Source organism: Niallia sp. FSL W8-1348, assembly GCF_038006745.1.
Classification (GTDB): Bacteria; Bacillota; Bacilli; order Bacillales; family Cytobacillaceae; genus Niallia; species Niallia alba.
Genome location: NZ_JBBOVV010000002.1, coordinates 397,503 through 424,259 on the forward strand (window position 1 = coordinate 397,503; position 26,757 = coordinate 424,259).

General features: G+C 34.7%; 25 protein-coding genes and 3 other annotated features (1 of these 28 cut by a window edge). Of the genes, 4 read left to right on the top strand and 21 right to left on the bottom strand.

The window, feature by feature from the left end:
• Nucleotide 1 precedes the first annotated feature (1 nt).
• From NST60_RS20355 to NST60_RS20380, 6 genes are all read right to left on the bottom strand, one after another.
• Nucleotides 2–1,192, bottom strand: a complete 1,191-nt coding sequence (locus NST60_RS20355) for a class I SAM-dependent rRNA methyltransferase (protein WP_040343599.1) — start codon at nucleotides 1,190–1,192, stop codon at nucleotides 2–4.
• Between the two features lie 132 nt (nucleotides 1,193–1,324).
• Nucleotides 1,325–1,906 (bottom strand): ATP-dependent Clp endopeptidase proteolytic subunit ClpP, encoded by a 582-nt coding sequence (gene clpP / locus NST60_RS20360; RefSeq protein WP_341100024.1) that lies wholly within the window; start codon nucleotides 1,904–1,906, stop codon nucleotides 1,325–1,327.
• Between the two features lie 29 nt (nucleotides 1,907–1,935).
• Nucleotides 1,936–2,550: a sigma factor gene (locus NST60_RS20365; protein WP_169188655.1), complete on the bottom strand. Its 615-nt coding sequence runs from the start codon at nucleotides 2,548–2,550 to the stop codon at nucleotides 1,936–1,938.
• Between the two features lie 87 nt (nucleotides 2,551–2,637).
• Entirely contained in the window at nucleotides 2,638–4,110 is a 1,473-nt protein-coding gene (locus NST60_RS20370; RefSeq protein ID WP_169188656.1) for a DUF4153 domain-containing protein, read from the bottom strand.
• A 96-nt stretch (nucleotides 4,111–4,206) separates the two neighbouring features.
• Nucleotides 4,207–4,851 carry a permease prefix domain 1-containing protein gene (locus tag NST60_RS20375; protein WP_101731097.1) on the bottom strand — a complete coding sequence of 215 codons (645 nt, stop codon included), beginning with the start codon at nucleotides 4,849–4,851 and terminating at the stop codon, nucleotides 4,207–4,209.
• Entirely contained in the window at nucleotides 4,848–5,180 is a 333-nt protein-coding gene (locus tag NST60_RS20380; RefSeq protein ID WP_016203633.1) for a PadR family transcriptional regulator, read from the bottom strand. The genes NST60_RS20375 and NST60_RS20380 overlap by 4 nt, the downstream gene beginning before the upstream one ends.
• Before the next feature lie 328 nt (nucleotides 5,181–5,508).
• Between NST60_RS20380 and NST60_RS20385 the strand changes: the two genes are divergently transcribed.
• The 3 genes from NST60_RS20385 (at nucleotide 5,509) to NST60_RS20395 (ending at nucleotide 8,628) form a co-directional block, all read left to right on the top strand.
• Nucleotides 5,509–6,375, top strand: coding sequence for a YitT family protein (locus NST60_RS20385; protein WP_016203632.1), 867 nt, complete (start codon nucleotides 5,509–5,511; stop codon nucleotides 6,373–6,375).
• Between the two features lie 205 nt (nucleotides 6,376–6,580).
• The gene (locus tag NST60_RS20390; protein ID WP_224428395.1) at nucleotides 6,581–7,954 is read left to right on the top strand and encodes a sensor histidine kinase; all 1,374 of its coding nucleotides are present in this window, start codon (nucleotides 6,581–6,583) and stop codon (nucleotides 7,952–7,954) included.
• Nucleotides 7,951–8,628, top strand: coding sequence for a response regulator transcription factor (locus NST60_RS20395; protein WP_016203629.1), 678 nt, complete (start codon nucleotides 7,951–7,953; stop codon nucleotides 8,626–8,628). Before NST60_RS20390 ends, NST60_RS20395 begins: the two co-directional genes overlap by 4 nt.
• Nucleotides 8,629–8,720: 92 nt before the next feature.
• Here NST60_RS20395 and NST60_RS20400 read toward each other — a convergent pair whose 3' ends face one another.
• From NST60_RS20400 to NST60_RS20435, 8 genes are all read right to left on the bottom strand, one after another.
• Entirely contained in the window at nucleotides 8,721–9,290 is a 570-nt protein-coding gene (locus NST60_RS20400; RefSeq protein WP_224427672.1) for a YdhK family protein, read from the bottom strand.
• Nucleotides 9,291–9,778: 488 nt separating this feature from the next.
• Nucleotides 9,779–9,982 (bottom strand): DUF2933 domain-containing protein, encoded by a 204-nt coding sequence (locus NST60_RS20405; RefSeq protein WP_016203626.1) that lies wholly within the window; start codon nucleotides 9,980–9,982, stop codon nucleotides 9,779–9,781.
• 66 nt (nucleotides 9,983–10,048) lie between these two features.
• Nucleotides 10,049–10,948 carry an AEC family transporter gene (locus tag NST60_RS20410; RefSeq protein ID WP_016203625.1) on the bottom strand — a complete coding sequence of 300 codons (900 nt, stop codon included), beginning with the start codon at nucleotides 10,946–10,948 and terminating at the stop codon, nucleotides 10,049–10,051.
• Nucleotides 10,949–11,153: 205 nt separating this feature from the next.
• Nucleotides 11,154–12,401 (bottom strand): glutamate-5-semialdehyde dehydrogenase, encoded by a 1,248-nt coding sequence (locus tag NST60_RS20415; RefSeq protein WP_169188659.1) that lies wholly within the window; start codon nucleotides 12,399–12,401, stop codon nucleotides 11,154–11,156.
• Between the two features lie 17 nt (nucleotides 12,402–12,418).
• Entirely contained in the window at nucleotides 12,419–13,516 is a 1,098-nt protein-coding gene (gene proB / locus NST60_RS20420) for a glutamate 5-kinase (RefSeq protein ID WP_169188660.1), read from the bottom strand.
• 64 nt (nucleotides 13,517–13,580) lie between these two features.
• Nucleotides 13,581–13,787 (bottom strand) — a binding site (T-box leader).
• A gap of 108 nt (nucleotides 13,788–13,895) precedes the next feature.
• Nucleotides 13,896–14,672 carry a Cof-type HAD-IIB family hydrolase gene (locus tag NST60_RS20425; protein ID WP_169188661.1) on the bottom strand — a complete coding sequence of 259 codons (777 nt, stop codon included), beginning with the start codon at nucleotides 14,670–14,672 and terminating at the stop codon, nucleotides 13,896–13,898.
• 386 nt (nucleotides 14,673–15,058) lie between these two features.
• A complete protein-coding gene (locus NST60_RS20430) occupies nucleotides 15,059–16,030 on the bottom strand; it encodes a DMT family transporter (protein WP_169188662.1) in 972 nt (323 codons plus the stop codon).
• A gap of 385 nt (nucleotides 16,031–16,415) precedes the next feature.
• Nucleotides 16,416–18,128 carry an ABC transporter ATP-binding protein gene (locus tag NST60_RS20435; protein WP_016203622.1) on the bottom strand — a complete coding sequence of 571 codons (1,713 nt, stop codon included), beginning with the start codon at nucleotides 18,126–18,128 and terminating at the stop codon, nucleotides 16,416–16,418.
• Nucleotides 18,129–18,776: 648 nt separating this feature from the next.
• Here NST60_RS20435 and NST60_RS20440 point away from each other — a divergent pair.
• The gene (locus NST60_RS20440) at nucleotides 18,777–19,694 is read left to right on the top strand and encodes a LysR family transcriptional regulator (protein WP_101731090.1); all 918 of its coding nucleotides are present in this window, start codon (nucleotides 18,777–18,779) and stop codon (nucleotides 19,692–19,694) included.
• 210 nt (nucleotides 19,695–19,904) lie between these two features.
• On the opposite strand, the gene trpA is transcribed toward NST60_RS20440, so the two are convergent.
• From trpA to trpE, 7 genes are read right to left on the bottom strand one after another with little or no spacing between them, the layout of a single operon-like run.
• The gene (trpA, locus tag NST60_RS20445) at nucleotides 19,905–20,696 is read right to left on the bottom strand and encodes a tryptophan synthase subunit alpha (RefSeq protein ID WP_169188663.1); all 792 of its coding nucleotides are present in this window, start codon (nucleotides 20,694–20,696) and stop codon (nucleotides 19,905–19,907) included.
• A 4-nt stretch (nucleotides 20,697–20,700) separates the two neighbouring features.
• Complete coding sequence (gene trpB / locus NST60_RS20450) at nucleotides 20,701–21,897, bottom strand: tryptophan synthase subunit beta (RefSeq protein ID WP_101731088.1); 1,197 nt, start codon at nucleotides 21,895–21,897, stop codon at nucleotides 20,701–20,703.
• Nucleotides 21,898–21,915: 18 nt separating this feature from the next.
• Nucleotides 21,916–22,527, bottom strand: coding sequence for a phosphoribosylanthranilate isomerase (locus NST60_RS20455; RefSeq protein ID WP_101731087.1), 612 nt, complete (start codon nucleotides 22,525–22,527; stop codon nucleotides 21,916–21,918).
• On the bottom strand, nucleotides 22,524–23,318 hold the full coding sequence (gene trpC / locus NST60_RS20460) for an indole-3-glycerol phosphate synthase TrpC (protein WP_341100028.1): 795 nt from the start codon (nucleotides 23,316–23,318) through the stop codon (nucleotides 22,524–22,526). Before trpC ends, NST60_RS20455 begins: the two co-directional genes overlap by 4 nt.
• On the bottom strand, nucleotides 23,319–24,344 hold the full coding sequence (gene trpD / locus NST60_RS20465) for an anthranilate phosphoribosyltransferase (RefSeq protein WP_169188665.1): 1,026 nt from the start codon (nucleotides 24,342–24,344) through the stop codon (nucleotides 23,319–23,321).
• Nucleotides 24,341–24,928 carry an anthranilate synthase component II gene (locus NST60_RS20470; RefSeq protein ID WP_169188666.1) on the bottom strand — a complete coding sequence of 196 codons (588 nt, stop codon included), beginning with the start codon at nucleotides 24,926–24,928 and terminating at the stop codon, nucleotides 24,341–24,343. Before NST60_RS20470 ends, trpD begins: the two co-directional genes overlap by 4 nt.
• Nucleotides 24,909–26,306, bottom strand: a complete 1,398-nt coding sequence (trpE, locus tag NST60_RS20475) for an anthranilate synthase component I (RefSeq protein ID WP_016203612.1) — start codon at nucleotides 26,304–26,306, stop codon at nucleotides 24,909–24,911. Before trpE ends, NST60_RS20470 begins: the two co-directional genes overlap by 20 nt.
• A 91-nt stretch (nucleotides 26,307–26,397) precedes the next feature.
• Nucleotides 26,398–26,633 (bottom strand) — a binding site (T-box leader).
• Between the two features lie 43 nt (nucleotides 26,634–26,676).
• Nucleotides 26,677–26,757, bottom strand: a binding site (T-box leader) (it continues 166 nt past the right edge of the window).

Consider the following 26,757-nt stretch of genomic DNA (forward strand, 5'->3'; position numbering starts at 1 on the left):
ATCATTTCAATTTTTTTATAAAAACAACTTTTAGATAATTGCTTTCCTTTACTTCTTTAATATTCGCAAAATCATTGGGTAAGCCGAATTGCTCAACAATTTGATACCTTTCTTTTTGCTGATTAAAAGCTGCTTCAATAAAACTTCTGAACTTTTTCATATCAAAGGTTGCACAATTAGTGGAAGCAACAATAATTCCATTTTGATTCGTAATGGCAATTGCTTCCCTTAATAAATTCGTATAGTCTTTTGCAGCTCGAAACGTATGCTTTTTTGAACGAGCGAAACTTGGTGGATCTAATATAACCATATCGAAGGAAAGTTGTTTCTTTACAGCGTATTTAAAATAATGAAAAACATCTTCTACCATAATTTTTTGCTTGGATACGTCGATTCCATTTAACAGAAAATTATCCGCTGTTTTTTGTTTACTCCGATTTGCTAAATCGACACTCGTTGTCGATACACTGCCACCAACAGCTGCCGCGACTGAAAATGCACCTGTATAGGAAAAGGTATTAAGGACATTCTTTCCTCTCGCGTATTTATCACGGATAGTTTTACGAACATCTTTTTGATCTAAAAAAATCCCTGTCATTGCACCTTCATTTAAATTCACCGAATATTTAACACCGTTTTCTAAAATAGTGATTGGAAAATCGCCCTTTTTCCCAGCGACAAAATCATCATCTTCCATATAAGTTCCATTATCGTCAAATCTTTTTTTCTCATAAATTCCCTCCACATCTAAGAGGTGCAGTAAAGATTCAACAATCAAGCTTTTGTATTTGTATATTCCAATACTATACCATTGTATTAGAAGATAATTTTGATAGAGATCTACAGAGAATCCGCCTATTCCATCGCCTTCCCCATTAAAAATACGGAAAGCAGTTGTTTCTGTATCTTTAAAATAGGTAACTCTTTTATCAATCGCTTTCTTTAATTGTTCTTCAAAAAAAGTACGGTCAATTGACTTGTTCTTTTCTCTAGTTAAAATCCAACCAATTCCCTTATTTTGAATGGCGTAATAGCCTCTGCCGATAAATTTATTCTTTTTCGTTACAACATCTATAATTTGCCCTTCTTCTAAATCAAGGTTAGTCGCAATAGCGTCTTTATATATTAAGGGATTACCATTTAGTAAATTTTTTTCAAATGGTGTTTCAATTTGCACTGTTACAATTTCCATTTTGCCACCTTTAACTTTCCAACCTAATATTTTATTTTCTCTTTCTATTATACATGAAAAGAGACTAGGCGCTAGTTCCCTTAAAAGCATTAAAAAAGGCATCCACTAATAAACGGATACCTTCTTCCTTTTTTATTTTGCAGTAATTATCTCATCCACAATCCCATAATTTTTGGCTTCCCCTGCACTCATAAAATAATCTCTTTCCGTATCATTGGCAATTTTTTCAATAGTTTGACCAGTTTTATCTGCAATAATTTGATTAATATGTTCTTTCAACTTTAATATCCTTTTCGCTGATATTTCAATTTCGGTCGCCTGTCCCCTCGTTCCTCCAAGCGGCTGATGTATCATAATTTCGCTATTCGGTAAAGCATATCTTTTTCCTTTCTCACCTGCGAGAAGCAGTAACGCCCCAAAGGATGCAGCCATGCCTGTGCAAATTGTACGAACATCTGGTTTAATATAGTGCATCGTATCATAAATAGCAAAGCCAGCAGAAGTTGAGCCACCAGGACTATTAATATATAAAGAAATATCTTTTTCCGGATCTTCTGCTGCGAGAAATAGCAGTTGAGCCACAATGTTATTAGCTACTTGGTCATTGATTTCATCCCCAAGCATGATAATTCTATCCTTCAAAAGCCGAGAATAAATATCATAGGATCTTTCTCCATTTGCTGATTGTTCAATTACATAAGGAATTGTACTCATTTTTATAGCCTCCCGTACCGATAATTTTTTTAAGCTGCCATAAGCATTGTTTGGTGAGACAAATATTTTTTCGCTTTTTTCACTAAAATGATGTCTTTATAGATAGAATTAATTAGAATAGCTGGATCTTCTTTCTTTAGTACTTCATAGTACATGCTTCGAATGATTTCCTTATTTTCATCATAAGGAACTTTCACTATTGTATTTTCTTTTTTCACTTGATTTCTGGCCCGAAATAATATCGATTTCACAGCAGTTTCTGTCATATTTAACAATTCGCCAACTTCTTTTAAGCGAAATTGAAATCCTTCTACGAGCATATAAACAATTCCTTGTTTAAATGTCAGTTTTTCAGCTAGTAATTCTGCCAGCATCATGGAAGTTAAACTGTTTTTTTCTATTCCTGTTTCGTTTGTTTTGATTCCAATCATTTCTTGCTTTTTTCTTATCTTATCAATCAATTGATTATTGGCAATTTTTTTAAGCAAAGCAGGTGTAATATCTTTCTCTTTATAATTCTCCAGCGCTTTTAAAATAGCATCCTGGATTAAATCTTCCCGCTCCCATTTATCCAGCGAAAGGTACTTGCAATAATGATCAAGTTTTTGATATAAATCGTCTATATTTTGTATTTCCCTCCTCATTAATACATCCCTCCTTTTACTGTTTATATATAGAACGTTTGAGATAGCGAAAAAGATACGGGTCATAAAAAAATAATTATTCTTCCTCTAATTGTTATTTTTTACATTTTGATTTTCAGAAATTTTCTTATCAAAATCGATTTTTCCAAGCAACTTTCTAGCACGGTCTTCCACAATATTATAGCTCTGCCATTTTTGTTTCTTCTGCTGAAGGAGTTCCTTTTTAGCAAGCAATAAATGTTTTACACTTTTCATTTCCGGATTGCTTTCGTAATAATCCACTAAAACTGGAATGGTTGAATATGATAATGCATCTATATAGGAAAAATCAATTAAATTTGTTTCGTCAAAGCGCTGCAAATTCTTGCTGACGATTAATCGATCGATATCCATTACATTTAGTCCACAATAATATAATAGGGACAACAATAAGAAAAAGCGTATAAGTTGAAGTTTCTCCACCCAAATTTTTATTAGTGTAAACGAGAAAAATACCGCTAAAAAGATAATGAAAGAATGAGAAAACAAACGTAAATACGTATAGCCATACGCCTGTTCATATAAAGACAATCGTAAATGAGCAGACAAAAGAATGATAAAGCTAAAAACAATTAAAGAGGATAAAACTATTTTTAAGAAAAGAGTACGGTTTTTAGCAAATCTGTTTACTAATAAAATAATGGATATATTAATAACTGTTACGATAATAAGTTCAAAGAACCCCCTTCTCGCATAGGTTGCATAGGTGAAACCATTTATTAATACATCATTGAAGAAATATTGAAATTGTATGACGGTATAAAATATATACAGTCCATTAATAGAAAGTAAAATTGTTAATAAAGTTGCTTGTTCCCATCTTCCTTGTTTAACCTTTCTCTCTTTTGGGATGATAATCGACTTCTTACTAATTGTTTTCATTAATAGTAATAGAAAAACAAAGATAAAACCAATTCGTATTAACGTACTTATTTCATCTACTTTAAAAGAAACAAGCCAGGTAATTATTGTTTCGACCATCGTACTAAAATGCTGATCTGACATACTGAGCAGGAAAATCAGTATTATCAAAATTGGCATAACAATAACAATTCCTAATAATATTCTTTTCATTGCTACATAATCCCTTTCATTGGCACGTCTTTTTACCGATTTTCGAACAAGAAAGGTTAAATATTTTCCTAATTTAAAAAAGGAAGATACTTTCTTTTGAATATAAAGAAAGGCGTCTATATTACTCCAATGAAGAAAAGCGGGACTTGTAATTAACACAGTGTGAAATCCAATTAAAATAAAAACAACTAAAAGATTTAAGGGATAAAAATAAGGATTACCAATAAAAACAAATGATAATGTTAGTAACCATATGCATACGAATATGTAAATGCCTATTAGACGATGTGTATGTGTTTGTTTCCTCGTTAGATAAAAATAAAAAACATAAAAGACAACAACAAAAATACTAAGAGAAATACCGATTGTCTCTGTAAACAATGTCACTTCAGCAATAATTGCAAGTAAAAAACAACCTATGAAATAAATAAAATTTTTCTTGTTCATTTTATTCTCCCCTTACATAGTTATTCTATATAGTCAAATAAAAAATAAATAGAATTTCATTGCACAGTAATACTAGGTAGGATGCAAAAGAACAACTTATACCGATCTCGTTGTTCCATAGCGAAATGCGAGAAAACATATTGGATATAACATAATCGTAAAAGAAATACAGATAAGGATAAATTCTGGTGTTAATAATGGATCAAATATTGTTGACGGAATGATCTTAAAGACAACGGAACACATAAGTAAAAGATTAGGAACTAACGAAATGCAAAAGGTCTTCATTAATAGTTTTTTTCCGCCAAGTCCAAATTCCTTGCCCACTTCATATCCAAGCAAAAGCCAAAAGAATAAATAAAGCATAATAAGAAAAAACGGAATACTTGTTAGGAATAACCATAATTTGCTGATTGTTGGATTAGATAGGTGATGATAAATTACCGTCAACCCAATACCTCCTACAAAGAAAAACAAATTTGCAAAAAAGAAGTTCCATTGCGTTTTTTTGGCAGTCATCGTTAGCTCTTCTTGATACAATGCAGCAATTTCCTTTGGGAATCCTAATCTTTCTATTGCGATGGTGATTGCTTCTTGTTCTGTATATTGTTTTTCTAAAACAATATCTTCTAACATATCCGCTAGATGAAGTTCATATTCCCTACATATTTCTTCTGATTGTTCATGCTCTTTTAGTAAATCCCGCAGCTGTTGCATGTAGGATTCTTTTGAAGCAATCATACGCCTTTTCTCCCAATGACTTTATCAATCGTTTGCACAAAGTTTTTCCATTCCGCTGTTTTTTGCTCTAATATTTGCTCACCAGCCACTGTAATTTGGTAATACTTTCTCGCTGGCCCCTTTTCTGATTCCTTCCAGAAAGATTTCACATATTCTTGTTTTTCTAATTTATGTAGCGCTGGGTATAATGTCCCTTCTTTGACTTGCAAGGAATAGTCACTTCTTTTCTCCATCTCTTTTACTAGTTCATATCCATACATTTCCTTTTCTGCTAATAACTGAAGAAGTATTAAGGATGTACTACCTTTTACTAACTCTCTGTTAAACATAATTTCACCTACCTAGAATTAAAATGTACTATGTTAATATTGTATCGTTCGAATTGTTATTATGCAATATTAAATACTATTTGTTCTTCTAAATTTTTTTTATCGTTTTTTTTCTGATACTATATAAAATGATAAAGTGAAACTTCCATCAGTGTTTTTTTTCCGTCATCCCCCACTGATGGTTAGTTGAACCAATCGGATCTTAACGGGCAGTTAGTTGATCTCCCACCTATCTTCCTCGCATTCTCCTAAGCTTGAGGGGGAGTCTAACTGTCCGTTAAGAATGAGATAATTTTTTTAATAAAGTTTGTTGAAAGGTGATCTACTCATGGTAAAAACCCATAAAAAAGAAAGTACCGCCCACTTAATCATTCGATATTTGATGCTAACAATAGGTGCAGGTTTTGCAGCAATCGCAATTGATTTATTTTTAGCTCCAAATACAATTATTGATGGTGGAGTTATTGGAATTTCACTGATTCTTAAATATAGTTATGGCTTAAACTTCGGAATCCTTGTCTTTATTATCAACCTACCTTTTTTATTTGCTGGCTATAAATATATTGGGAAAAACTTCTGTATTTCTTCCCTTTATTCAATCATTATGCTCGCAATCATTGAGTTTTTGCTTGAACACTTTGAACCAATTACCACCCAGCCGCTACTTGCTACAGTTTTTGGAGGGTTATTGCTAGGTGCAGGTGTTGGCATTGTCATTAGAAATTCAGGTGCATTAGACGGTACAGAAATATTAGGCATCCTGCTTACTAAAAAAATCCCCTTTTCTGTTGGAGAATTTGTGATGTTTATTAATGTCTTCATTTTCTCTTGGGCTGGTTTTGTTTTAGGTTGGGAACAAGCAATGTTTTCAATTCTTACCTATTATATTGCAAGTAAAGCAATTGATGCGGTTATTCAAGGATTTGATGATACAAAAGCTGCGATGGTTATTTCGGATGAATATGAAGAAATTGCCCAAGCACTTTCTGACCGGCTAGGAAGAGGAGTAACAAAGCTTAAAGGAAAAGGTGGCTATTTGGATCAGGAAAAAGAAGTATTATATGTAGTGTTTACCCGATTAGAGGTAGCAAAGTTTCGAAGCATTGTTCAAGAAATTGACCCAAATGCATTTATTACAATTATGGATACACAAGAAGCACATGGTGGGAAATTCTCTAAATCTGCCATTCATTAAGCAAGTTTTTTTCTATTGGATATTTTCCCACTGACCGAAGTTTTCTTTATGTGTAACAAGACTCCATTGCTTTTAAGAAGCAATGTGAGTCTTGTTTTGCTTTCAAACTATTAATACCCTCTATAAAAATTTCATATTTCTCCATAAAATCTTGAAATTTATCCTTTATACTTGAGAAAGTAGCTGAAATATTAGGAGATAGACGATGAAGAAACTCTCAATAAAAATTGGAATCATATTTTTTTGCATTATTTTCGGACTTATTACCTTTATGCTCTTCCTATTACATGAAGCAGTTGTGGAAAATAGAGTAAAGGAGGAATTAAATGCTCTACAATCAAGAGGAAACTCACATCGAACTGTATTAGAAAAGCATTTTAACAAAGAAATAATCGAACATGTTATTTTGATGGAATCTGAATCAAACACGGACGTAGTAATTACAGATGAAAAAAAGAATATACTTAGTTCGTCCATAACTAACCATTCATATGATAAATATATAAAAAAAGAATTTGGTGATATTCCATACAAAGGGAAAATCGCGGAAGGGAATTGGCGGCAAGAACCGGTTATTTCTACAATGAGTCCCATAAAGATTAATGGACAGACAAGTGGTTATGTATTTATGTTTCAGGATACTGAGTCGGTACATAATCTCATTCAAAGTTTAAATAAACATTTTCTTTTAATAGGCTTCATCTCTGTTTTTATTACCATTATTATTATCATTTTCTTATCGCGTGGTATTACCAAGCCTTTAATTCAAATGAAAGAAGCAACCTCTCAAATCAACAAAGGAAATTTCGCTGTCACCCTACCACAGAAATCAGCAGATGAATTAGGTGAATTAGCCACTTCTATTGAAACACTAGCAACTGATTTAAACTATTTAAAAAGAGAGCGTAATGAATTTTTAGCGAGTATTTCTCATGAACTTCGAACACCATTAACCTATATAAAGGGATATGCAGATATCCTTCTAAAACAGAATCCTCCTACAGACGAACGGGAGAAATACTTAGCGATTATTGTGACAGAAATAAATCGGTTGAATCTATTAATTCAAGACTTATTTGAGCTGGCTAAAATAGATAAAAATTCATTTGTCATAAAAAAAGAGAAAATTGATTTAAGTATTTTTCTAAAAAGACTTGAACGAAAGCTCACACCTGCTATTAATGAAAAAAACATGATATTTAATGTTCACAATCCAAGCAGCTTAAATTTACATGCCGACCCGATTAGACTCGAACAAATTCTCCTGAACTTATTAGATAACGCCATAAAATATTCAAAAACTGGTGGTTTAGTAGAATTGAAGGTTTGGAAAGAGAAGAAAACGATTCATTTCTTAATCAGAGATAACGGAAAGGGAGTTCCTGAAAAAGATATTCCTTATATATTTAACAGATTCTATCGCGTGGAAAAATCACGAAAAAGATCGCTTGGTGGCACTGGTTTAGGACTTTCCATTGTTCAAGAGCTAGTTCATGCGCACGGAGCTGAAATTACCTTAAAAAGTCAGGAACAGATAGGTACCGAATTTGAAATTATTTTTAAGGAGAATGAACAATGAAAACTTTATTACTAGTGGATGATGAACCGATTATGCTAGATTTATTATCTTTATACTTGTCTCCATTAGGCTATACATGCATCAAATGCAATTCAGGAATGGACGCTATCAACTTTATCGAATCCAATGAGATAGACTTAATTCTATTAGATGTTATGATGCCAGAGATGGATGGCTTGGAAACTTGTAGAGAAATAAGGAAGAACTGGAATACCCCTATCATTATGTTGACAGCAAGAAGCGAAAAAGCCGATATAGTTAAAGGGCTAGAATATGGAGCTGATGATTATATCGCAAAACCATTCGATGAAGAAGAATTGGTTGCAAGAATAAATGCCGTTTTACGTAGATTGAAAACAGATTCAAAAAAAATTATCTTTAAAGGTCTCAAATTAGACAAAAACTCCTTCCAAGTAACTTTTAATGGACAGGAAATTGTCCTTACACCAAAAGAATTTTCCTTATTAACCTTATTTTTATCCAATCAAAACTTGGTGTTTTCAAGAGAGCATTTAATTACAACCATTTGGGGATATGATGTATCAACAGAAGACCGAACCATTGATTCTCATATTCGCAACCTACGGGACAAGCTGCGAAAAACAGGATTTCCTGCAGATACTTATTTACAAACTGTTTGGGGTGTTGGCTATAAATGGACAGATCAGGATTGATATTGTATGCATTAGTACTTTCACTACCTATTTTTAACAGTATCATAATCCCCCTCCCTCTTTGATTATTTTTGAGAGAGGGGGATTATTAGTTATTCTACTTGTGACAATTCGCTTTCTGTTACCCATTTATGATAAGTAACATCCTCCCCTGTCTCCGTATCTTGATAATCTACCATATAAACAGTTGTTTCTTCTGCTGAATCAATAGTTGCTGTGACATCATCCATCCCTTCCATATGTTCAGCATTTATTATGACTTCGTCTCCTGCTTGATAGCTGTCATTTGTAGCATTCTCGATTTCCTCATGAATGACCCATTTATGATTTTCTACTTTCTCCCCCCCATTTAAAGGCGTATAAGTTATTGTATAAACAGTAGTATCGAAAGCACCAGAAATGGTAGCTTCAGCTTCGTTCATTCCCGGCATATGATCTGCATGGATAATAGCTTTTGAACCTACTGGATAAGTTGGATTCAGAGCTTCTTTTAGACCTTCCGGAACATCACTTGTACCTGCATGATTCATTCCCTCATGACCTTCCATCATATTAGAACTTGAATCACCTTTTGGAGCTGCATCATCTTTCCCAGTACATGCAGCTAAGGCAAACATTGCTACTAAAGATACTAGACTAAATATAATTTTCCTTCTAATCATGATTATCATCCTTCCTAACTTGGTTATGTCCATAATTAGAGTACTTTATATATGTGCAATTATCGTGCAGATTTCTTTATAAATAGGAAAGGGACTGGGACATAATGAACTAAATAGATACTCTGTAAAGACGAATAATCCCTAATTAACTATTAAATAATGGTTGCTTTCGCATACTTGGTTTGGTTATTTGTGCTTTTAAATGTAGTCATATGTAAGAACTAGTTCGTTCCATTGCTCTAAGCGGGTCAGCGCAAGTCCCACGGAAAACGAAGTGTATTCCGGCTGCGGGTAATGGTAATAAACTTCATGGAACACCCTTTTAAAAACAAAGAAAAAAACCAAAACTATTATACGAACCTTTTTTAGCATGTTCGTATAATAGTTTTGGTTTATCTTTAGCTAGAATGATTATATCCCAACCTCCCTTATCCCGCACTGATGGATAAGCTGCCCGTTAAAATTGGGATAAATTCCATTCTATTGTTCTATGATTCTTTTCTCTCAATCGTTGAAAGAGTATCGATTTCTTTTCTCAACTTTCCATTTTCCAACTCAAGGCTTTTTACTCTATCATCCAAATCTTTTGATGTATGTGAATGATGATGCTTGTTGTGTCCAAACATGCCTTTCATACAAAATAGCATCATTAATGGACAAATTAGTAACGTAAGTAATTGTAACAATCCCATTTTATCATCCCTCCATTTATAACATAATCATATCTATAAAATATGAAGATTTTATGGAGAAATATATTAAATCAAGGACAAAATAACCGGTAAAGTTATTAAACTTGCAATTGTACTAAAAAAGGTGGCACTGGAAACAAAATCTGGTTCTGTTCCATATTGGACAGCATAGAGTGTCGTATTCGCTGCTGCTGGCATTCCAGCTAGTAAGACCATTATTTGCTTTAACATCTCATCTACTGGCAAAATAAATGTCAACAGCCATGCAATAACTGGAGATACAATCAACTTTAAAAACAAAGAAATGGATAAAGGCCGATAAGCAATATTTTTTACACTTACATTAGCAAGCTGGATTCCCAAAACAAGCATTACTGTCGGAATAGCTGCATTCCCAACTAATTTAATCGCTTCAAGCATCGTTTCTCCAACAGGAATATGGAAGAAATGAAAAAAGGCACCTAGTATAGCCCCATACATAACTGGTACTTTAAGTACTTTCGTTAATGTGTCTTTACCATTCCCGTCTTCCACAGAGCCTTTTGCTGCATAGTAGACACCTATCGTTACCATAATTAATTGCTGAATAACCATCAGGATAACAGCATAATGCAATCCTGGCTCACCGAAAACAAATAAAACAAGTGGTGTGCCATAATTGCCATTGTTCATAAATGCAGAGGATAAGATCATTCCACATGTCTTTCTTACCGAATAACCCCTAAAATAACCAATGATAGAAACAATTGCAACAATAGCTAATACTAAAGTTAAGGCATAAAGAGTCATATACAAATAGTCCATTGTAAAAGTTGTTTCATAAAATACACTAAATGACAACAATGGTGTCATCAAATAAACAGAAACAGCCGAAACGGATTTTATATCAATATGAAGCATTTTTTGTCCAATGAATCCAACTGAAAAAATAAAGAAAATTGGTAATAAAATACTTAAATACTGCACTATCATCATCCAATCTTAATAAAGTATGATATGTCCTGTTGCATCAAACATTTTATAAGATAAAGTGAAACTTCCATCAGTGGAGGTTTTCCGTCATCCCCCACTGATGGTTAGTTGAACCAATCGGACCTTTACGGACAGTTGATCTTCCTCGTATTCTCAGAAGCTTACGGTTACTATCCGTTAAGTGGGGGATAAAATGCAGTTATTTTCTAACTTGGCCATCTCCATAAATAAAGTATTTAACAGATGTTAATGCATTTAGCCCCATTGGACCTCTCGCATGAAGCTTTTGCGTACTTATGCCAATCTCTGCCCCATAGCCAAATTCAAATCCATCTGTAAATCTCGTACTAGCATTATGATAGACTGCGGCGGCATCTACTCCTGACAAAAATAGCTCGGCATTCTCTTTGTTTTCGGTAATAATTGCTTCCGAGTGCTTTGTGCCATAAGTATTAATATGGCTGATTGCATCTATAACATCCTCTACTACCTTTATACTAATCTTTAAAGCGGAATATTCCGTATACCAATCTTCTACTGTTGCTTCTTTTGCAAAAGAAAAAGAGGAACACACTGTATTATCTCCATAAATCTCTACAGCATTATTATGCAGTGCCTCTAAGAGAGACAATCCGTATTGATCAAACCAATTTTTTTCTATCAAAATAGTCTCTAAAGCGTTACAAACAGACGGACGCTGGGTTTTTCCGTTTAGACTAATATTAAATGCCATTTCCCTATCTGCTGTTTCATCAATAAATAAATGACAATTTCCAGCACCTGTTTCAATGACTGGAACAGTAGCTTCTTTTACTACCGTGTCAATTAATCCTTTTCCCCCACGAGGTATTAACACATCTAAAAATTCCTTTAAATGAAAGAGTTCCTTCGCTGTTTCTCTGCTCGTATCTTCAATCAACTGCACAGCATCTCTTGGCAGTACAGATTTATCAAGCGCTCTATGAATCGTGTTAACTAGTGCCATATTAGAATGTTTTGCAGATGAACTACCTCTTAAGACAATACTATTTCCTGTTTTCAGCGCAAGGCTCGCTGCATCTATCGTGACATTAGGTCTTGCCTCATAAATCATCCCCATCACACCAATTGGGACAGTTTTCTTCCTTATTTTCAGTCCATTTTCTTTTTCCATTTCTTCTACTACTTCGCCAACAGGGTCCTTAAGCTTAACCAACTCCTTTAGTGCTGAAGCCATATCCTCAATTCGCTTTTCGTCAAGCATGATACGATCTAAAATGGAAGTCGATAAACCATTTTCTGCCCCACTTTGAAGATCTTTTTTATTCTCTTTTATAATTAAATCTTTCTCTTCTATTAATTGATTGCTGATTAGTAGTAATGCCTCATTCTTCTCATCGGTTGTGTAATTTAGTAATTGATAACTTGCTTTCTTCGCTAATTTGCCTTTTTGATAAACCTCGCCCATTTTTCATCTCTCCCATTTCACATTTTCACCCATTTATCACGGTGAATGACTTCCAATTTTGGATGTTTTTCTATTTTTTGTTCTTCTGCCCTTTGTAAAATAATTTCTTTTAGTTCTTCAGAAGAATAAAGTACTTCCCCTTTTCCGATAACGCCATTTACTCCATACACTTCCACAACATTTCCTTTTTCAAAGAAACCTTCCACTTTATAAATACCTGCTGGCAGCAAGCTACTGCCATTATTCATTAGAGCTATTTCTGCCCCTTCATCGACATATAGACTTCCTTCTACAGTAGAATGGAGGGAAATCCATTGACGATTACTATTTATCGATGTTAAAGCAGCAGAACCAATATAAGTTCCATCACCTTTGTCCTCCATTATATCGATTAACTTATTTTCCCCTTCCCCTTTTCCAATAAAAACCTTTACTCCTAAAGTATTAGCCGTTTCCGCTGCAATCAGCTTTGATTTCATACCACCTGTACCAACCTTAGAGCCAGAACCTTTTGCAGCAGTCTTCCATTCTTCCGTAATTTCCGGCAAATAATTGATTCGTTTCGCAGAGGAGTCTTCTTTTGGATTCTTGTCATATAACCCATTAATATCTGTTAGAATTATTAGCTGATCAGCATGGATAAGCCCACTAACAAGAGCTGATAACATATCATTGTCTCCAAACGTTAACTCTTCTACTGATACTGTGTCATTTTCATTTATAATTGGCAATATGCTTCTTTCTAACAATTCAGTCAATGTAGAATAAGCATTTCGGTACCGATCCCGCTTAGAAAAATCATTTCGCGTAATGAGGACTTGTGCTGGAACTATTCCAAACTTACTTAATTGTTCATTATAGCTTTGAATCAATAAGCTTTGACCAACTGCTGCTGCAGCCTGTTTCCCTTTCAATGTCACCGGTCTTGAAGGATAACCGAGCTTTGCAAAGCCAGCAGCCACTGCTCCTGAAGACACTAAAAGGACTTCATGGCCTTTATTTCTTAAATTTGCAATACTTGCGATATGGTCACTTAGTTTAGATTGATCGATAGCTCCTTTTGAATCCGTTAAAGAGCTGCTGCCAATTTTTACGACAATTCTTTTCTTCTCCATTCTATTTCCTCCGTACTTTATTAAACCTGCTTCAATGGAATAAAAAAGCCCTTTTCCATCCTAAACAAAGGACGAAAAAGGGCTTTCCGTGGTACCACCTTAATTGAATCAATAAAAATATTGATTCCACTCTGTCTGATAACGCAAGAGATGCGCCTACTTTAATAGGACTTGAAAGGTAGGTTCTGTGTACTTTCATCATGAAGTCTTTCAGCTTATAAACTCCACTCTCTTTTATGAAAGCTACTCACATACTAGTCCTTTCGCTTCGTTCCGTTTTCTTTTTACTAATTATAAGCAGTTTTTTCAATCGTTTCAATCGTTTTTTGAAATTTATTAATAATAGAAAAACATATTTCAGTATGACAATTAGAATGGATTATTTTTTTACTTCGGCAACTTCCTTTTTTAATGCCCATTTTCTAATCGCGTATGCAACACCATTTTCATTATTCGTTAAAGTCACAACATCTGCTGTTTGTTTTACAATTTCTTGAGCATTTCCCATTGCTACCCCTATCCCAGCTTCTTTAATCATGCTAATATCATTTAGGCTGTCCCCAGCTGCTAATACTTGATCCATTGTGATATGTAATAGCTCACATACTTTTTTGAGCCCTCTTGCCTTATTTATACCTAATGCATTTACCTCAATGTTAACTGGTGATGAATTACTAATTTCAAAACAGTTTTTCTCGTTTAAACTGTTTAAAACTTGTTCACGGACTTGATCATCTTCTATGTGAAAGCCAAATTTAAGCCATTCTGATTTACTTACATCTTCAGGCATTTTATCTATCCATACTTGATCACAACTAGCTGCCCACATATTTGCTTTATGCTGCTGTGCTAATTCCCACATCCATTGAATATGGGTAGCGTCTACAAGATTTCTTTCGATTAAATTCCCATTCATATCCCATATTTCACTACCGTTCACTGTTACTAAAAAGGTTTTTAATAAAAGGCTTTTCGCATGATCTCTACAGGTCGCAATGGATCTACCGGTACTTAATACTACATGCACCCCTTGATCATGAGCCTCTTTAATTGCTTTTTTATTCTCCTCCGGAATTTCACCTTTTTCGTTTAATAACGTACCATCCATATCCAGTGCAATTAATTTAATCTCTTTCTCTTCTAACTTCTTTGTCATTTTGCTTTTCCTCCTAATCATTAATTTTAGAAGTGATAGCCAAAAAACACGACTGTCAGAATACCGTATTCTTAAAGGCTCTATATCTATCCGTTTTGTTACCTTAAGTTTGATTTTTAAAACAAAGCAGCCTTTGTCCTTACATTTACTATGTATGAAATTCCGTAAATTTACCTTTATGACTTCTTAATCAAACCACGATGCACCTAAAAATCAACTTATTTCGGACTAACTAAATCAAACTTCTAAATTTGTAAATATCTATTCCTACTCATTAACATAGTATAACGATTCTATTGGAAAAAGTAAAAAATTCCGATAACTCCAAATAAACTTAATAAACCTTAAGAATCTTAACAAATTATTAACGAATACTCTAAAGAACATCATGATGCTTCCACGCTACTATTTATGTGTATTTTCTTACTCGAATATACACTGTGAAAAATCATTCCAACCATAACCAGACTAATTCCAAAAAAACTTACTGGACTCGGTAAATGAGCGGAAAGAAATAAAACTTCTCCTATTAAAGCAAATAAGATTTCCAATGATTGTGTTGCTTCTACTGCACCTAATTTAACCATATTGTCCTTCACTAAGTCAGTTGCTGCAAAAAATAATATTGTCGCAATTATCCCAGAAAATACGGCAACTATAGCAGATTGGATAATTTGCTGCCTTCCGGGTATCCCTACAGTAAACGTACCAATAAGCGATAATACGAGCCAAAAAGGAATGCTTGCAATTGTCATCCCTAATACACGTTGAAAAACATCTAGCCTCCCATTACAAATCACCATCATTTTCCGATTACCTAATGGATAAGCGAATGCTGAGATAAGAATTGGTATAAAACAAAATAAAGCCTCCTTTAACGAAATGGATACAGCGAATTCTAATTGCATAATAATGACACCTAAAACAATTAATATGGAAAAGGATAGACTTTTATAGGGGATTTTCCTTCTTACTATTTGAATACTTCCATCTCTTCTCATTTTTTCCTCATAAAATAAAGGTGCCAGAAGTGTTCCAGAAATAATCGTGATCTGCCATGTTCCTGCTACAAGCCATCCTGGTCCATAAGCACCTGCTAAACAAATTCCACCATAAAAAATTCCAAACCCGATTGTACTCCAGAGCATCCAAGAAACTGGGTTTTTCTTTAATTCTTGCCAAACTGCCGATGCATTCTTTCGACACACTACTATTACAAGCAATAGCGGAACCATGAAAAAATAACGTAAGGATGCACTCCATATCCAGTTTCCTCCACCTATTTCCATGGACTGATTTAATACAAATGTGACTGCAAAAAATAACGCAGCAAATATCCCTAAAATAATTGGTCTCAACCACTTGCCCCTCTTTCTGATTTAATATTCAAAAAACTTATATCCAATATATCGCATATCGGATAATTAGAACAGTATTTTTTATGATGTAAAATAAGCTGGGACATAAGTATTTTCAACCAAATAACCCCGAACGATTATACGTACATGCTAAGAGAAGTTCGTATAATTGTTTGGGGTTTTATTCATTTTAAGAAAGAAGGTTTGTGGTGATCACCCGCAGACGGAATACACTTCGCTTTCCACGGGGCGAGCCCCTGGAGCGAAAAGCAACATCCCTATTCAAAGAGACTAATAAATATACTATAGACAAACCTCTATTTCTAAAATTCAGGGTTTGTCGACAGTCTGAGGGTCTGTACTATTATAAGTACAGACCCGAAAATTAGCGTTGATATTGAACACGATGAAGATTAGCAAAAATACCATTACGTTCTAATAATTCATCATGTTTCCCTTCTTCTTCTATCCCATTTTCCGTTACTACAACAATACGATCCGCATTACGGATAGTCGCAAGACGATGAGCTATAATTAGTGTAGTTCGATTTTTAGCTAGCTCATTTAAAGAGTTTTGAATAATTAATTCTGTTTCTGTGTCAAGTGCAGAAGTCGCTTCATCTAATATGAGAATTGGTGGGTTTTTCAAGAACATCCGTGCAATCGCAATTCTTTGTTTTTGTCCACCTGATAATTTCAATCCTCTTTCACCAATTTGCGTTTCATAGCCATCTGGCAATTTAAGCACTAAATCTTCGAGATGCGCTCTTCTAACCGCCTCATGGATTTCTTCATCTGTTGCATTTAAATTTCCATAGGCGATGTTTTCCTTTAACGTGCCTGTAAATAAAAAGACGTCTTGTTGAACAATTCCAATTTGTGACCTTAATGATTTCATCGTCATATCTCTAATATCGATACCATCAATTTTGATACTTCCACTATTTACGTCATAAAAGCGTGGGATTAAAGAACAAATAGTTGTCTTTCCAGCCCCAGAAGGACCGACAAATGCAATTGTTTCTCCGGCATTTATGGACAAATTAATGTTTGTTAAAACAGGATTACTGTCATAGCTAAAGGTTACATCCGCTAATGCAATATCACCATTTAAGGAGTTTATCTCTATTGCATCTTTACGATCTAGAATCTTGGGTTCTGAATCTAACAAGTCTAAGAAGCGCTTGAAGCCAGCCATCCCTTTAGGATATAGTTCTAATATTGCACTAATTTTATCAATTGGTTTTTGTAATATATTCACAAAAAGGATAAAGGATACTAATTCCCCAATTTTCATTTGTTCATTAAAAGTTAACCAGGCACCAAATACTAAAACGACTAATGTAAAGAATCTCATTAACATATACACAGAGGATGAGGTAATGGACATTACTTTATATGCGCCAATTTTAGCTTTACGGAATCTTCTATTGTTAACTGTAAATCTAGAAATCTCATACTCTTCATTTGTAAAAGATTGTACAACACGCACACCAGATACACTATCTTCTACTCTAGCATTTACATCTGCAATATCTCCATACATTTGTCCCCATGCTTTATTCATGCTTCGATTACAGTATGTAATGAGCCAAACAAGGATCGGCACGATAAAGATAACGATTATTGCTAGTTTTACATTGATCGTCAACATAATCCAGAACGCGCCTACAAAAGTCATAATAGCAATAAATAAATCCTCTGGTCCATGATGAGCAAGTTCTCCAATGTCAAATAAATCATTGGTAATCCGACTCATAATATGTCCTGTTTTCGTATTGTCAAAAAACGAAAACGACTGTCTTTGTACATGGGTAAATAATTGACCTCTCATATCCGTTTCAATATTTATTCCTAACTTATGTCCCCAATAGTTAACAATGTATTGAAGAAAGGTACTTGTTACATATAATAGAAGCAGACCTACGCCTACAGATAAAATGGAACTCCAATTTCCTTCTGGTAGTAATTCATCAATATACCAAGATACCGCAAGTGGAAAAGCGAGCTCTAATAATGCAACGACTATCGCGCTGGAAAAGTCGAGCGTAAATAATTTCTTATGAGGTTTATAATATGAAAAAAAGCGTTTAATCATGATTGTTCTCCTTCACACCTATCCTTTTCTAGATTTTCGTATCATTCTAGTCAACTATTTTTTTGTTCCTATTGTTCCCTTTAAGCAGTTATTTTTAACTCCCCTTATTCTTATACAGAAAACTTCCATCAATGGGGTTTTTTCCTCACGCCAAACTGATAGTTAGTTGCACTTATCGGACCTTTATAGGCAGTTACAGTTATCCCCCACTAGCTTCTTTGATTTTACCCAGCATGAGGTAGGAGTCTTACTGCCCGTTAAGAGTGGGATAAATGTTCAAATCAAATAGTTTTGTTTCCATTTTCTGCTATAACTCATATTGAGAATCATTATTGATTATAGAGGTTATTTGCTTTTTCCACAAGAAAAATATTTAAAATTCCGAAATAAATACCGAACTATGCTTCTTAAACTAGGAGATATGGATGATTAATAAAAACAGACAAAAATCAATTTAGTAAATATTCATTATTTTTCAATAATTCTATCAACTTATATATTTATCCTTGCTAGTTTTTAGTATAATAATAGATAGAATCAGTTTCCTATTCCTTTTTTTTGGAACACTCTTAATATTCTCTCCATCTAATTTTTAAAAGTTTGCTTTCGCATCAGCTATTCTATTGTTTTATAAAGGAGCGTGTTTTTTTGGATTATCATTTATTGACCTTCGTAACAGTTGCTGAAAAACTAAATTTTACTAGGGCAGCCGAAAGCTTACATATTACTCAATCTGCAGTAACGCTTTCCATAAAAGCACTTGAAAAAAAGTATAATGTTACCTTTTTAGACAGAACGAATAAATATGTAAAACTTACTAAAGCAGGAGAGCTATTCTATTTTCATGCAAAGAAGATTTTATCTGAGTACAAGGAAGTGAATGATTTAATTGAACATCTTTCAGAAAAGAAAAGTCGTCCTCTCGCCATTGGTTCTAGCTTTACATTCGGGGAGTATTTACTTCCAAAAGTGATTGCTGAATATTTAAAATTGGACGAAAAACGCGATGATCCCATGATAAGTATAAGAAATTCCAATCGTGTTATTGCCCAATTACTTCGGGGAGAGATTGATTTAGGAATCATTGATAGTAATTTAAAAAGCCATCCCCATTTAACGATAACTCCATTTAAAGAAGATGAACTTGTCGTCATTGTCAGCAAGAATCATCGGTTCGCCCATCTTTCATCTGTAGATTTAGAGAAATTATATGATGAAACTTGGATACTTAGAGAAGAAGGGTCAGGAACAAGAGAAATCGTTAATCATTTTTTTCAAAACCATGCCTTTCATCCTCCAATAATCCGCTCATTTGGCAGTACACAGATTATTAAAGAATCGGTAGAAGCTGATTTAGGAATTTCCATCGTTTCTAAATACGCCATCCAGAAAGAAGTTTTTATGGGAAGCCTTAGGATGCTCCGGATAAAAAACGAGTCAATTCTAAGATACTTTTCCTACATTGTTCCTGAATTTACTTTTAAACAGTATGCTGTGTCACCTCTTATTAACGAGCTGACTAAGGAAAACAGACAATTATATAAAAATCTTAATTTTGGAGAGTAATTTACTGATAGGCCAACCATTTATCCCACTCTTAACGGACAGTAAGACTCCCCCTCAAGCTTATGAGAATACGAGGAAGCTAGGTGGGGGATCAAGGAAAACCCCCACTGATGGAAGTTTCACTTTATGGAACAGTCCTTTTTATTGAGGAATGGTTTAAACACAAATTCTCCTTCATTCAAGTATTAGAATGAAGGAGAATTTGTTATTTTAAATAGCAGATAATGTATTTCCTTTTTTGCTTGCAGCAATTAGCGCTTTTATTTCATCTAAATTATTCTGTGAAAATAGTTCAACGATTCTACTCCCTACAATAACACCATCACAATATTCTGCCATGCTCGCAACGTGTTCTGGCGAAGAAATTCCGAATCCAGCAAGGACGGGAATTGGGCTAACTTCCTTCACCTTTAATAAATGAGCACCTAAATGAGCTTGGAAGTTTGTTCTAGATCCCGTGATACCCGTAACTGTAACTGCGTATAAAAATCCCTTTCCTTTTTTTGAAATATTTTCAATCCGATCGATAGGACTTGTTAGGGTTACTAATCGGATAATTTCTACATTGTGCTTTGCTGCTAGTTCTTCTAGTAGCACTTCTTCTTCAACTGGTAAGTCAGGTACTATCAATCCATTAATTGCTGCTTTTTCACAGTCTTGGAAAAATGACTCTGGTCCATAGGCTAAAACTGGGTTTAAATAGGTCATTATGACAAGGGGTATGCTAGTTAATGATCTAAAGGATTGAATTGTTTCGAAAACACCTCTCAAAGTCGTTCCAGCTTCAAGCGAACGGATACCTGCCGCTTGAATAATAGGGCCATCCGCTACTGGGTCAGAAAATGGAATACCGAGCTCAATGGCAGTTGCACCTGCTTCTTCAAGGAAGAGAACTTTATCTTTTAAAGTCTCCAGCCCTCCATCTCCAGCCATAATATATGGAACAAATGCTTTATCTCCTTTTTCGAGTGTCTTTTTAAAGGCAGCTTCGATTGTTATCATATTGTTACTCCTCCATTCTTTCCATAACTGTATTTACGTCTTTATCTCCTCTTCCAGATAAACAAACAATTATTCCTTCTTCTTTATTCATTTTAGCTGCCAGTTTCACCGCATAGCTAATTGCATGAGCACTTTCTAAGGCTGGAATAATCCCTTCCACTTTACAAAGCAGCTGAAGTGCTTCAAAGGCTTCGTCATCTGTAACAGACTCATAGGTTGCCCGTCCAATATCATGTAAAAAACTATGTTCTGGACCAATTCCAGGATAATCTAAACCTGCTGAAATAGAGTGTGCTTCTTGAATTTGCCCATCTTCATTTTGCAGTAAATACATATAAGATCCGTGTAACACACCTGGTTTGCCTTTTGATAAAGAAGCAGCATGCTTATCTGTATGAAGACCATGTCCTGAAGCCTCTACCCCATATAAAGCGACACTTTCATCTTCAATGAAAGGATAAAAAATCCCCATCGCATTACTTCCTCCACCAATACAAGCAACAATTGCTTCAGGTAGGTTGCCAACTTTTTCAATATATTGCTTTTTAGCTTCTATCCCAATGACACTTTGAAAATCACGCACCATCATTGGAAATGGATGTGGTCCCATTACAGAGCCTAATATATAATGGGTATCTACTACATTTGTTACCCAGTAGCGTAATGCTTCATTACAAGCATCCTTAAGTGTGGCACTCCCTGAAGTAACCCCTATTACTTTTGCACCTAATAATTCCATTCGAAATACATTTAATTTCTGTCTTCTAATATCCTCTTCCCCCATAAAAATCGTACATTCTAAGTTTAATAGTGCACATGCTGTAGCAGTTGCTACGCCATGCTGTCCAGCTCCTGTTTCCGCAACCACTTTCTTTTTTCCCATTCTTTTCGCAAGAAGAGCTTGCCCTAGAGAATTATTAATTTTATGGGCACCTGTATGATTCAAATCTTCTCTTTTTAAATAAATTTTTGCCCCACCCGCATATTTTGTTAAATTCTCTGCAAAATAGAGCGGTGTTTCTCTACCCACATAATCCTTTAAAAGTTTATTTAAGTCTTCATGGAAGGCAGCGTCTTTTTGTGCCTTCTTATATGCTGCTTCCAGCTCTGTTACTGCCTGCATCAATGTCTCTGGAACATATCTTCCTCCATACATTCCAAAATGTCCTTTATTATCTGGATATGCATATGTTTCTGTCATGTTAAGCTCCCTCTTTTCTTAAATATGAACTGTATTTGCGATTTGTAAGAAATTTTTTATTTTTACTAGATCTTTCTTTCCATCGGTCTCTACTCCACTACTAACATCGACCATATAAGGCTTTGCTGTATTTACTGCTTCAATGAGATTATCTTCATTTAACCCACCTGCAAGAATAATTTTCTTATTACCAAAGTCATAATCTTTGAGAATACTCCAGTCGAAAGCTATTCCATTTCCGCCATGATACTTCCCCTTTGGACTATCTAGTAAGGCATAATCACATGGGTAGGAGACTACTTGTTGTAAATCAGCCTGTGATGAAATACTAAATGCTTTAATAATTGGCAAAGAAAAATCAGTAGCAAAGTCTGCTGTTTCATCGCCATGAAGCTGAATCGCATTAATCCCTGAAACATTCACAATTTTCTCTATATTTTTTTTAGATTCATTGACAAAAACGCCGACCTTTAATATGTTTGTTGGAAGTATTTTGATAATTTCTTTCGCCTGTTCCGCGTTGATTTTTCTTTTGCTAGCAGCAAACACAAAGCCGAGTGCATTTACTCCATTTTCTACCGCACATGCAGCTGCTTCCTTCGTAGTAATTCCACAAATTTTCACTTTCATTTTATCTCCGCCTTTACAGCGACTTTCATTTCTTTCATTTTGCTTTCAAGATCCGAAGCTTTCATAAAAGTTTCACCAACTAAAATGGCATTAGCTCCACAAGAAGTAACCTTTACTATATCCTCAAATGTAGATATACCACTTTCACTAACCATATATCTGCCACTTTCTTTTATTTTTCTTGCCAGCTTTTCAGTCGTTTCAAGGGTTACTTCAAAGGTTTTTAAATTCCGATTATTGACCCCAATTAATTGTGCGTCTGTTTTTAAAGCTCTATCCAATTCTTCTTCATTATGAACCTCCAACAATACTTCAAGCCCTAATTTCGTTGCGTACGTATATAGTTCATCGAGTGTTTCATCATCTAATGCTGCGGCAATTAATAACACAAGATCAGCACCAAAATGTTTGGCAAAGTCGATTTGAATTTTATCGATAATAAAATCTTTACACAATATCGGCAAATTTACCGTTTCTCTAACCTTAGCTAAATCTTCATATGTCCCTTTAAAAAAAGGTGTATCTGTTAAAACTGAAATGGCATCAGCACCATATAATTCATACATTTTTGCTTGTTCCGTTGGATCTTTATCGATATTAATGTCACCTTTTGAAGGTGATGACCGCTTAAATTCAGCAATGATGGCTAAGGTGTCTGCTTGTTTAATTTTTTCTACAAAGGACTTCTTTTTTAAATGTTGATTTCTTGTTTTTAGCTCTTCTTTTCGTTTATATAAATTTTCAATCGTTTCCCTTTTTTTTGCAATGATTTTATCCAAAATGGTTGTCACTTAAATCCCAGCTCCTTCAAATTCTTTACTTGTTTCTACTAATTGGGATAACTTATGAAGCGCTGCTCCAGAGTCAATGCTTTCCTTTGCTAAATTGACTCCCTCAACAATACTTTCAGCTCTTCCTGCCGTATAGATGCCGATTCCTGCATTTAAAAGGATTGTATCTCGATATGCACCCTTCTTTCCTTTTAACACATTCAATAAAATAGCTGCATTTTCCTTTGCATCGCCCCCACGTATTTTTTCATTCGTATAATAGGGTAAATTTACATCGTCTGGTGTGAGAGAAGTTTCCTCAATCTTTCCGTTCTGTAGAATGACTAGTTGATTGTCACCTTGTAAGGAAGCTTCATCCATACCACCTGCTCCATTTAATACAACTGCTCGTTTTCTTCCTAACTTTCGTAAACTTTCTGCAAATGTAACCAATAAATCACTTCTGTATATCCCCAATACTTGCGTTTCAAGGGAAATTGGATTGGTTAGTGGACCAATTAAATTGAAAATAGTCGGTAGTTTTAATTCTCTGCGAACCTTCATAATTCTGCCCATTTTCGGTTGCACATGTTGGGCGAATAAGAATGTAATCCCTACTTCTTCTAATTGTTGCATATTTTGTTCTGGTGTCACATTTAATTTAATTCCAAGTTCCTCTAAAACATCTGCACTCCCTGTCTTACTGGAAATGCTACGATTTCCATGTTTAGCGACTGGAATTCCAGCTCCTGCTAAAACAAATGCCGAAGTACTACTTATATTAAAACTTTGAGACCTATCTCCACCTGTTCCACAATTATCCATACAACCGCTAATTGGTTCAGAAAAAGATAAGGTTTGCTTACGTACAGCATTTACGATACCAACGATTTCTTCTACTGTTTCGCCTTTCATCTTTAAACTTGTAATAAAGGCAGCAATCTCTGTATCAGTTATTTCATCTGAAAAAAGAAGGGCAGCAGCACTTTCCATTTCTAGTTCCGTTAATGATTCATTCGCCATTAATCTTTCCACATATTGTTTCATCTTTGAACTTCCTTTCTTGTTTCATTGATAAAATTTTGCAGTAATTGCTTTCCGCTAACTGTTCCAACTGACTCAGGATGAAATTGATAGCCATAAAGAGGATACTGCTTATGCTTAATCGCCATTATCTCGTTATCATCCGTTGAATAAGCTAATACTTCAAAGTCCTCATGCAATGTATCCTTTTTTATAACAAGAGAATGGTATCTCATCACTTCGATTGGTTGTTCGATATGACGAAAAACAGAATTACCAGTCACCTTTAATATGGATGTTTTTCCATGCATTACATTTAACGCCTTTCCTACTTCTGATCCAAAAGCATATCCAATTCCCTGATGGCCTAAGCAAATTCCTAATATCGGATATTCCTGATAGAGGGATTGGATAAGCTCAATTAAAATGCCTGCATTTTCTGGCCTACCTGGTCCTGGTGACAAAACAATGCGCTCAGGATTTAAACTTCGAATAGCTTCTACAGTGATTTCATCATTTCGAACAACCTTTATTTCTTCTCCTAATTCCCCTAAATATTGAAATAAGTTATACGTAAAAGAATCATAATTATCGATTAATAAAATCATGTTGTCCCTCCAAAAATAATTTTAGCTTATGAATGGTTTCCTCATATTCCTTTTCTGGAACAGAGTCATGTACAATGCCTGCACCAGCTTGGATATATGCTTTTTTGTCTTTAATAACCATCGTACGAATCGCCAAGGCAAAGTCCATATTTCCATTTTTTGAAAAATAGCCAACTGCCCCTGAGTAAATCCCTCTTTTTGTTCCTTCTAATTCATTTATAATCTGCATTGCCCGTATTTTAGGTGCTCCAGATACAGTTCCAGCAGGCAAACAAGAAATCAGTGCATCAACACTTGTATAATTATTTCTTAAATTTCCACTTACTTCTGAAACTAGATGCATAACATGCTTATACTTTTCTACTTTTATATACTTATCAACGGAGATACTCCCAAAGGTACTTACCTTTCCAACATCGTTCCTTGCTAAGTCAACCAACATTTTATGCTCAGCTAATTCCTTTTCATCCTTTAATAAGTCATTTTCTAAATTGGTATCCTCTTCGTTTGTCGCACCTCTTGGCCTAGTACCTGCAATCGGATTCGTTATGACTTTTCCATTTATTGCTTTAATCAAACTTTCAGGTGAACTCCCAAGTACTGCGTAATCGTCAAAATCGATGAAATACATATAAGGTGACTGGTTCTTGATGCGCAGTTTTCGATAATAAGAAAACGGAGATCCCTCCATATCTGCTGTCATTCTTTGTGATGGAACTACTTGGAAAATATCTCCTTCTAAAATATATTGCTTCGCCTTATTAACTTTCTCTATAAACTGCTCTTTCGATATACATGTTTCAAAAGGGCTCAGTTTCACTTTAGGAGAATCCTCTTTAAATGGAGCAGTAATCTCTAGCTTTCTTATCTGTAGACGAAATTTTAGATCTTTTGCTGTTGTTGTTTCTTTTAATGGACTTGCCACTAAATAAACTTTTTGTTCTAAATGATCAAAAATTACTAAATCTTCAAAAAACATCAGATGTACATCTGGGATTCCAATATCATCCTTAACTTCTGGACCAATGTTTTCATAGTGCCTTATATTATCATAACCAACATAACCGAATGCTCCTGCGTTAACTGGTAGTTGAAAGGGAAGTGTTAGGTTATTTTTAGGTAATAATTCTTTGACTAAGTCAAGCGCTCTTTCTTGTCTTACTTCTCGTTTATCGCCTTCAAGTATGACTGTTTCCATGCCTTTACCAATAAGTTCAAAGGTTGGGTCACATCCGATAATGGAATATCTCCCTGAATCTTCGTGTTTTAAAGAGCTTTCCAGCAAGAATTTCTTTTTTCCGGACAACCTTTGATAAATACTTATCGGGGTAAGTGTATCTCCTTGAATTTCATCCATTAACAACATATTATTTTCCATCATAAATCCTCCTCGTTATAGCTATTAGAAAAGCTCTAATCCGTTTAAAACTCTATAAAAAAAGTCCTCTATCTGCATTGGTCTTTTGCAGATAGAGGACGATTCATGAACCGCGGTACCACCTCTGGTTAGAGTGAAGGATTCACTCTCGCTTATCGAGTACATTTTATACTCTATCCTGGTAACGGGGGATACCGTTAGGCCCTACTTTTATTTCAAGCCTCCGCTCAGAAGTCCATTCAGCACAATTGATGTATCGGTTCACACCAGCCACCGACTCTCTTAAACATCCTTCTTATACTTACTACTCTTCTTCAACGCTTTATTGTTTCAAATATTTTTTACAAATAAAAAAGGGTCTCTCTCCTATAAAAAGGACGAGAAACCCGTGGTGCCACCTTCATTAGCTCAATAAAATTAAGCTCACTTTAAGAAATCAGTCGAATATCGA